The organism is Pseudomonas sp. WS 5011 (assembly GCF_012985775.1).
Taxonomy (GTDB): Bacteria; Pseudomonadota; Gammaproteobacteria; order Pseudomonadales; family Pseudomonadaceae; genus Aquipseudomonas; species Aquipseudomonas peli.
Genome location: NZ_JAAQXA010000043.1, coordinates 1 through 9599 on the forward strand (window position 1 = coordinate 1; position 9599 = coordinate 9599).

Genomic DNA, 9599 nt, shown 5'->3' on the forward strand with positions numbered 1-9599 from the left:
AGCGGCAACATCAGGAACTGGGTGCTGGCACCAATCGTGTGCCTGAACCCGGAGCGGGAAGCGGTACTGCAGCAAACATCAAAGGCAGCGTGACACGCTCACGCGACAACTACCTTGAAAATCGCCGCAGAGCTATCAGCGATAAGCAAAAAAGGGGGTTATTCATGTGACACTCCTGAATTATTTGGCAGTTTTATCTCGGTGAGATTTCTTGTAGTAGTTGCCGTAGCGCGCCAGGCATCGCCCGTGCGCGCTCACGCCATACTTCCACACGCCAAATAACGTCAGGGTGACTTGAAAATTACTTTTAAGTCAGTGACCTGTAAGCTCCTATGTAGCTCAGTTTTGATTCCGGCAGGCTGTACCCATTGCCCGATATTCAATAGTCTGCAAATCGCCGCTGGAGTCCTCATAGGTCATCTGAGCCGGCATTACCTCGCAACCAGAGCCTGTAGGACTCGTATGTACAACCTTCGCGATGTCCAGCTTCATGCCGTAGCGATAGTGAGTCACCTCGGGCGGAGTCTTGCCACGAGCAGCAGCGTATTCCTGCATCGCTCTTTCATTATCCTGAATCATTCGACCATAGACGCGGTCACCGCCGCCTTCGGCCATAACCAGGGACGATGCAGAAAGAATAGATACCGCCAAGACAGCTTTAAGAATGTTCACGTTTAATTCCTCTACTTAGGTTGTAGTGAAAATATAAACGTAGGCACCTGTCATCAAAGTGAAGCGAAAATTACATCTTCGTAATTGCAGTATTAGGGAGCTTTTTAGTAGCTCAAAAATATTAAATGACAGGGGCAACTCAGACTTCCTCTCCAGTTACCCCGAGTCATCCCCAGACCTGCTACATCATGCTCCTCCCCCTTTGCGCCGCATCAACCAGTAGGCAGCCGGCAACACCAGCATCGACAGCAACGGTGCGGTGATCATCCCGCCGACCATCGGTGCGGCAATTCGCTTCATGACTTCAGATCCCGCTCCATCGCCCCAGAGGATCGGCAATAGTCCGGCAATGATCACCGCGACCGTCATCACCTTCGGTCGCACGCGCAACACAGCCCCCTCTCGAATTGACTCAAGCAAAGCAGGATTATCTGTGCGCCCCGCTTCAAATCGGGAATGCCAGGCGTTTTGCAGGTAGATCAGCATGATCACCCCGAACTCCGCCGACACCCCAGCCAACGCAATAAAGCCAACACCAGTGGCCACCGATAGGTTGAAACCCAGCCAGTAGAGCAGCCAGACACCGCCTGTCAGGGCGAACGGTAAGGTGGCCATGATCAGCAAGGCCTCGGCCAAACGATTGAAGGTCAGATAGAGCAGCACGAAGATAATCAGCAGTGTCGCCGGAACCACCCAGGTTAGGCGTGCATTGGCGCGTTCCAAAAACTCGAACTGCCCCGAGTAGGAAATGGTCATGCCCGCATCTGGCTGCACAGACTCCGACACCCGCTGCTGGAGCTCACGTACGGTCGACGCTAGGTCACGGTCACGGACATCGACATAGACCCAGCCGGAAAGACGTCCGTTTTCGCTGCGCAGCATCGGTGGTCCTTCGCTCAGGCTTATGTCGGCCACAGAACCGAGCGTGATCTGCTGGCCTGCCGCCGTAAGGATGGGCAGCCGTTGCAACGCCTCGGGGCTGTCTCTCCACTCGCGGGGATAACGCAGATTGATCGGATAGCGCGCCAACCCTTCTACGGTTTCACCGATGTTGCTGCCACCAATAGCACCTGACACCACCGCCTGGATTTCATCGACGTTGAGGCCATAACGCGCTGCGGCCAGGCGATTGATTTTTATATCCACGTAACGCCCGCCAGTCAGTCGTTCAGCCAGCGCCGAACTCACCCCCGGCACCTGTTTGGCCACCCCTTCGATCTCACGGGTGATGCGCTCAATATCGACCAACGAAGTGCCGGCAACCTTCACCCCGATAGGACTCTTTATACCGGTGGCGAGCATGTCGATGCGGTTGCGGATCGGTGGTACCCAGATGTTCGAAAGCCCGGGGACTTTTACCGCTTGATCAAGCTCATCGATCAGCTTCTCCGCTGTCATGCCATCGCGCCACTGATCGCGTGGTTTGAACTGCACCGTAGTTTCGAACATCTCCAGTGGCGCGGGGTCAGTGGCGGTCTCTGCTCGGCCTGCTTTGCCGAACACCTGCGCCACTTCCGGCACACTGAGAATCATGCGGTTAGTCTGTTGCAGCAGCTCAGTTGCTTTACTTGCTGGAAGGCCGGGCAATGCCGAGGGCATGTAGAGCAGGTCGCCTTCGTCCATCGCTGGCAGAAACTCACCGCCAAGCCGACTTAGCGGCCAGAGACTGGAGACGAAGACCAGTAATGCCAATGCCAAGGTGGTCTTCGGCCACGCCAGCACCGCTTCAAGTACCGGCCGGTAGGCCGCGATCAGCCAACGGTTCAGTGGGTTCTGCTGCTCATTGGGGATATGCCCGCGTATCCAGTAGCCCATCAGCACCGGTACCAGAGTGACTGACAGCCCTGCAGCAGCAGCCATGGCGTAGGTTTTGGTAAAGGCCAGCGGACCAAACAGCCGGCCCTCCTGGGCTTCGAGGGTAAACACAGGGAGAAACGACAGGGTAATGATCAGCAAGCTGAAGAACAGCGCAGGACCGACCTCGGCAGCCGCCTTGCCGATCACCTGCCAGTGCGTGTCGCCTTGTAGGCGCTCGTTCGGATACTGCTCTTTCCACGTTTCGATGTGCTTGTGGGCGTTCTCAATCATCACCACGGCCGCATCGACCATGGCACCAATGGCGATGGCGATACCGCCTAGGGACATGATGTTGGCGTTGATGCCTTGATGACGCATGACGATAAACGCCATAAGGATGCCCAGCGGCAGGGTAATGATCGCCACCAGCGAGGAGCGCAGATGCCAGAGAAAGATCAGACAGACCAGGGCGACCACTACAAACTCTTCCAGCAGCTTGAAGCTGAGGTTGTCGATAGCCCGGTCAATTAACTGGGAACGGTCATAGGTAGTCACCAACTCGACGCCAGCGGGTAGGCTTGCGCGTAAGCTGTCCAGCTTCTCTTTTACTGCGCTGATCACCTCGCGAGCGTTCTTGTCCGAGCGCATGATCACCACACCACCGACCACTTCGCCTTCACCGTCTAGCTCGGCTATACCACGGCGCATCTCCGGGCCGAGCTGAATGCTGGCTACCTGGCCGAGCAAAATCGGTATGCCGGTCTGCGAAGTGCGCAACGGTACATTGCGAAAGTCCTCCAGGCTTTCCAGGTAGCCAGAGGCACGCACCATGTACTCACGCTCGGCTAATTCAAGAACGGCGCCCCCGGTTTCCTGGTTAGCCCCCTGCAGCGCTGCCTCAATCTCCCGCTGAGTCACACCGTAGGCAATCATCTTCTGCGGATCGAGCACGATCTGATACTGCTTGACCATGCCACCTAGCGTGGCGACCTCCGCTACGCTAGGTAGGCTTTTCAGCTCGTACTTAAGAAACCAATCCTGGATTGAGCGCAACTGCGAGAGGTCATGTTTGCCGCTGCGATCCACCAAGGCGTATTGGTAGATCCAGCCCACGCCAGTGGCGTCGGGACCAAGGGTGGTGGTGACCCCTTCAGGCAGTCGATCCTGCGCCTGGTTGAGGTACTCCAGTACGCGGGAACGCGCCCAATAAAGGTCTGTGCCGTCCTCGAATAACACGTAGACAAACGAGTCGCCGAAGAACGAATAACCACGCACGGTCTTCGCCCCAGGCACAGAAAGCATGGTGCTAGCCAGCGGGTAGGTCACCTGGTTCTCGATGATCTGAGGGGCCTGGCCTGGGAAGCTGGTGCGGATGATCACCTGAGTGTCGGAGAGATCCGGTAAGGCATCTAGCGGTGTGCTACGTAAAGACCAGATGCCCCAGGCAGTGATAAACAGGGTCGCCAACAAGACCAGAATGCGGTTGCCAATTGACCAATGGATCAAGCGCGCGATCATTGGCTCGCTCCTTGTTTATTGAGCTGCTCAACGAATAATCCGGCATCGCTTTGTCGTACTCCAATGCGGACGGCGTCGCCTATCTTCAATCCAACCGCGACTTCTGGCTTGGCCAAATCAAAAACCATGGTCATGCCTGGCATACCGAGGCTCTCGAAAGGGCCGTGCTCCAGCGTGACCGTTTGATCATCAAGTTCGCGGATCACACCCTGGGACTCATGCAGCGGGGCCTGCACGGGAACAGGGTCGCCTACCTGTGCCATCACCCCCTGTAAACTGGCTTCCGAATCAATCAGGAACTGCCCTGAAGTAACCACCGCCTGCCCCTCAGAGAGGCCCGCAAGCACTTCGAAGCGGCCATCTGCTTCCCGCCCGACCTGGATCTCATGAGGACGGAATCGTCCTTCACCTTCAGCCAGCATGACCAGAGCGTGTTTACCGGTGCGAATCACCGCCTCGCTAGGAATAAGCAGCACCGGCTGCTCGTCTGCGCTATTGAGCCGCACCGATGCAAACATACCGGGGCGTAACGTGCCGTCTGGATTGGGCAGTTCACTGCGCACCGTCAGCGTTCGTGTCTGCACGTCGGCACTCGGCAATAGTGCAATCACTCGGCCTTTGAGCGTTTGGCCTGGAAAAGCAGTCAGGCTTGCACTGATCTGCGCGCCAAGCTGAACCGCTGCGGCCTGGGACTCAGGGATGGCCGCGTCGAGCCAGATGCTCGATAGCCCATTGAGGCGAGCCAGGTCTTGGCCCGCCGAGACCGCCATGCCAGCGCGTACCTCCAGGGACAGCAACTCACCGCCAATAGGGGTGAGCAAGGTCTGCAATGCCTTCGGTTTACGGGTACGTTGCACGTGCTCGATCAACCCTTTGGGCATCCCCAGCAGGCGCAGGCGTTCACGTGCAGCGTCGACCAATCGAGCATCTCCGCTCTGCAATACCGCGATGAACTCAAGCTGGGCAGCAGACCACTCGGGGATCAGCAGGTCAGCCAGCGGCGTTCCTGCAGGCAGTACATCTCCGGGTGCACGGCCATATACCCGTTCGACAAAGCCGGCAGAGCGCGCCTGCAACGTAGCGACTTCGCGCTGGTTGTAGGCCAGTGAACCCACCGCATCGATAGCGGACGGCAGTACTGCCCGAACGACCGTCGAAGTACGCATACCCAGGCTCTGGATTGCTTGCGCTGGCACGCTGAGAGCGGTCGTATCCTGCTCAGCGCCGGCATACTTGGGCACCAGTTCCATGTCCATAAAGGGAGACTTGCCTGGCTGCTCGAAGCGCTGAGTAGGCACCATCGGGTCGTACCAGTAGAGCACCTGGCGATCTTCTGATTTTGCTGCTGGCATCTGATCATGGGATGAGCTTTGTTTGCCCAGCCAGAAACCGCCAGCGGTTCCACCCGCAGCAATAGCTAGGCCTACTAGGCAATACTTCAGCGTGGACGCTTTCATTTCAGGCCCTCCACATAGGCGTAATACAGACTGGCGGAGAGCTGGCTGAGCTGACGCTGTTGTTCGATTTTCCGCAGTTTTGCCTCAATCAAGTCACGACGGGCATTGATCACAGCTGCCAATTGACTGTTGCCCGCTTTGTAGGCAGCAAGCTCCAGATCCACGCGCTTGCTCGACAAAGGGATAAGGTGTTGTTCGGTACGGATCAACATCTTGCGCAGCTGCGCCAACTCGGCGAGGCCGCTTTCCAGTTCGGCTTGGTGAGTGCGCAGCAGCACCTCCTGTTCCGCCTCCACCTGGGCCACGCCGTGTTGCTTGGCGTTGATCTTGGGTCCCTGGCGGGTGCCGACGAACATGGGCAGGTCAAAGGTGAACTGCAACATCACCATGTCACCGAACTGGTTATCGCGGTTGTTGTAGGCGAACTCGACACCCCAGTCGGGTTTCTTCTCGGAAACTGCCTCGGCCAGCTCAGCATTAGCTTCGCCCACACGGGCGGCCGCAGCCCGCAGATCTGGATGTTCCCCCAGACGATGCTGCAGGTGCGGTACTTCCAAGCTAAGCACAGGTGGAGTCCCGGCCAGTGGCTGACTCGCATCATCGCCGACCCAGCGGCGTAATGTGGCGCGTGCAATCGCAACATCACGATCCAGCTCATCACGCCGGTCCTCAAGCGTTAATGCTTCCTGATCGGCCTGAAGAAGCTCGCTGGATCGCGCGGAGTTGCCAGCGATCAAGGCCTGAACGGCTGAGCGCAGTAGGGTGATCTGCTCATTCAGCTGAGAGAAAAGCTCAACACGGCGCTCTGCGTAATAGACATCGAGCCAGCTCAGCGCCGTCTGCCGCTTGGTCTCCAAAATCATCGCGCGTTGCTCCGCTTCGGCGCGGGTAACTGTGGCCTCAGCCAGTTGCCGGCGAGCCTGGCGCTTATGGCTATTAGGCACTTCCTGCATCAGGCCAATGCGGCGCATGGTCATAAAATCGCGGTTAAGTGAGTAGCGATCCGGGCCTTCAATCGGCAGGTTATCCACGCCCAGGATCAACTTGGGATCAGGCAGAGCACCTGAAGGCAGTACCGCCTGTTGTGCCGACTCGACTTGCGCCTGCCGGGCAATATTTTCAGGGGCCGTACGCTCGGCCAAGGTTTGAGCGCGGGCGAACGTGAGGGGCTGCGCCTGCGCGTTGAGAACCGAACTCGCCCACAGCGCAGCAGCCAGCACGCCTAAGCAACCACGGCGTGCGATAAGGAAAGCAGACATGCTTTCGTCTCCAGTGATGTTGATCGATGCCGCCTAAATGCAGGCGACAACAGAACGCTCCCTTAGCGGAGCGCATTTCAGATCAGAACATCAGGAGACGCGGGGTGGACGCCAAAGACCGGCGGGCTCTCGTTGAAGTAGCCGCTGTATCAGCGCTGTTTGCGGGGATGTATGCAATGGAGCGAAGGGCTTGATCACCACAGTTTGCAGCAGACCACTGGTTTTGCATTCCTGGCCGGATTTGCAGGGGGATTTGCTGCCTGAGCTGGATGTGTCGCTCATGTCCTCACAGCAAGGGGGCTCACTGCCGGCATGATCCATATCGGCCATGGCGCTTTGCATCGGACAAGGCTCTATCGTGATGTCAGAAGCCATGCTGCCAAAAGAAGGGAGCATAAAGCTGACAATCAGGGCTAGAACAAAACCAAGTCGACGCATGCGATATGCCACTCTGGAGACTGGCCGAACGATAACTGAATCCTCTCATGTTACCTAGAATCATCAATCGGTAAATTGATGCCAGTCAATTCGGCGGCGGCTCATGCAGGGTAGCTATGCATTAAAAGCCGGTACAAAGCCAGTTGATGGAAACCGACGTTGGCTAGCCCCCCTTTGACGGCAGCTTGACCACTGAGCCCCCTTTGGCAGGCTTACGAAACACAGGGCTCTCATCTAAGAATTCCGCAGGATCGATATTCTTACGGCGAGCAATCATAGAGGCGTAAATGAGTCTTTCTCGCTCCCTATTTAATTGCTTCGTCAGCTCCTGAACCTGTGCCTTGAGCACCTCGATCTGGTGATCTCGATCACGATCTCTGGCCGCTTTCAGTGAAGTCTCTTGATCGAACTGTTTCTCACCACGAGCATAACTTTTGACAACTTCCTTAATACGTTGAAACTCTTTTTCAAATTCTTTGTTTCGCCACAGAGTCGGCTTAGACACACCAGACTTATCGGTAATATACTTCCACCCAAAGTTTGAAGGATCTATCAGCTGCCTTTCAAATTGTTGCAATACCGAAAAAGCTTTATCCCATTGCTCAGTAGACGTAGTCACAATCAAGCTACTCCACATTGGAATACACAGTCGCTTGGAACAGAGCCATCGGTCCTAAATGGCTGATAGTCCTTACTCTTTTCAACTTGAATGTCGTTAAGCACCACCTCAGAATTATCTAAAATATAAGAAGAATTTCTAAAAATCGCCATTTGATGTTCGATATGCATTTCAACAGACTCTACCGGGATACCGGGTCTATTCAAGGCTTCAAAAAGCCGCGCCAGCTCAATTTCTGATCTATTACGCTCTGACTCGACTTGCTTTATTTGAACTGGATCTAAGAGATCTACAACGAACTCTCTACAGCCCTTTCCTGAATTTCCGGTCAGACACTTCAGATGAAATTCGCAGGGCTTCAAATTAATATCACGAAAACAATGTCCAAGCGGACCGTAATGTACGGTTTGCAGCATATCAGTCAACAAGGTCTGCACATTCTGGGTCGGGATATCGTTGTCAGTCCAAGCCCTGACCTTATTCGCCAGATCACCAATAAAGCGGGACTGCTCAGAGAGCATAAGCTCACCGACTTTCTCAGCACGTTCTTTAGCAGTCTGATGATCGTAATGATCACCTTGACTATCAGATCTTCCCATCCACTTATTCACAATACTTGCAGCTAAGCCGGCCCGAAAAAGTGAATTAGTTTGCCAATGTCGTCCCTTGTGGGTCTGAAACGTACTTACAGTCTCTTCATTGGCTACAACACCGTAACGGAGAAACGCTGACTGCCCCTGCTTAGCTGGTTTTATCGCATATAGAACAGAGAAATAACCAAGGATAGATGGAATTTGTTCGTTATACACACCACCAAGATTGCTTGGAACAACAAATAAATAATCAGAGACCTTTTGATTTATCCCAAATGTGGCCGAACCAATCTCTACTCCATCCGCTAGAAGCTCCTCTTTAATTTCCTGAATTAGTTCAGACTTAACTTTCGTATTAACTGAAACAAAAGCATCTACGACGGCACTTTTAATGCTGGCCTGTTCAACTAAGAACCCAGATACGCCAGAATGCTTAACTCTATTGCTTTTCGTGACCGGTCTATAAAAATTGATTCGTTCTTCCGAGATTCTAAGAAATGAGTAGAACCCAGCTGCATTTGCATTAGCAATGTAGGTCATGGTCTTCTGGTTGAACAGCTCTGGATAAAGCTCCTCAGCATCTAATATCGGAATGTAAGCGCGATAATTATACCCACCACTGACAATAGTTCTTATTGCGGCAACTGCATCTTCACGACTAAGATATACTATCCTCGCGCCATAAAGACACGACTCCCCCGTCAAGGCAAAGGCTTCCAAAGAAGCCAGACTTTGCGACTGCAACCTATCTTTTAGAGCATGTACATCCTTAGAACGACTTCCTACAGGTGGTCGATTATGGAGCACTTCAAAAAACTCAGAATATAAAACAATATTGCGGCGAAACTCTATCAATTGAGCAAGTCGCTGCTTAACATCAAATCCTCGTACATAATAAATGCACTTTACCTTTCCGAGTGATTTTGAAGTTATCTTAAAACCGTTTTTTTTGTAGAACTTAAGGAGTGAGGTTGAGTCGTGTGAATTTGAGGCAAATGGTAAGTACTCACGCAAATTCTTGAGCTCAACAAGTTCTTCATCCGGCAGATACTTCAGGAGGCGCAAATGTCTTTCAGACGCTGAAACATTAGACTCTATTTTCTTAGATAGACAGTCTAGGGATGGTCTGAAAAAGCCCTGTATTTCAGGCTGACTTCAGCCCCTGCCGATTTTGAAAGCGGCAAACCGATCAAAAACGACCAGATCACCCGCTAATTTCTGTATTTCTAACCGCCGCGAGCACCTC

Annotated in this window: 6 protein-coding genes; all 6 read right to left on the reverse strand. The window is 54.0% G+C overall.

Features of this window, described 5'->3' with window-relative positions; all coding sequences use genetic code 11:
• Positions 1-339: 339 nt before the first annotated feature.
• On the reverse strand, positions 340-672 hold the full coding sequence (locus HBN63_RS20960) for a DUF2790 domain-containing protein (protein WP_090250716.1): 333 nt from the start codon (positions 670-672) through the stop codon (positions 340-342).
• A 186-nt stretch (positions 673-858) separates the two neighbouring features.
• Positions 859-3987 carry an efflux RND transporter permease subunit gene (locus tag HBN63_RS20965; RefSeq protein WP_170050756.1) on the reverse strand — a complete coding sequence of 1043 codons (3129 nt, stop codon included), beginning with the start codon at positions 3985-3987 and terminating at the stop codon, positions 859-861.
• Complete coding sequence (locus HBN63_RS20970) at positions 3984-5444, reverse strand: efflux RND transporter periplasmic adaptor subunit (RefSeq protein ID WP_170050757.1); 1461 nt, start codon at positions 5442-5444, stop codon at positions 3984-3986. Before HBN63_RS20970 ends, HBN63_RS20965 begins: the two co-directional genes overlap by 4 nt.
• Positions 5441-6703: a TolC family protein gene (locus HBN63_RS20975; RefSeq protein ID WP_170050758.1), complete on the reverse strand. Its 1263-nt coding sequence runs from the start codon at positions 6701-6703 to the stop codon at positions 5441-5443. Before HBN63_RS20975 ends, HBN63_RS20970 begins: the two co-directional genes overlap by 4 nt.
• A 601-nt stretch (positions 6704-7304) precedes the next feature.
• Positions 7305-7760, reverse strand: a complete 456-nt coding sequence (locus HBN63_RS20980; protein ID WP_170050759.1) for a hypothetical protein — start codon at positions 7758-7760, stop codon at positions 7305-7307.
• A 2-nt stretch (positions 7761-7762) separates the two neighbouring features.
• Complete coding sequence (locus HBN63_RS20985) at positions 7763-9418, reverse strand: hypothetical protein (RefSeq protein WP_170050760.1); 1656 nt, start codon at positions 9416-9418, stop codon at positions 7763-7765.
• Between the last annotated feature and the right edge of the window lie 181 nt (positions 9419-9599).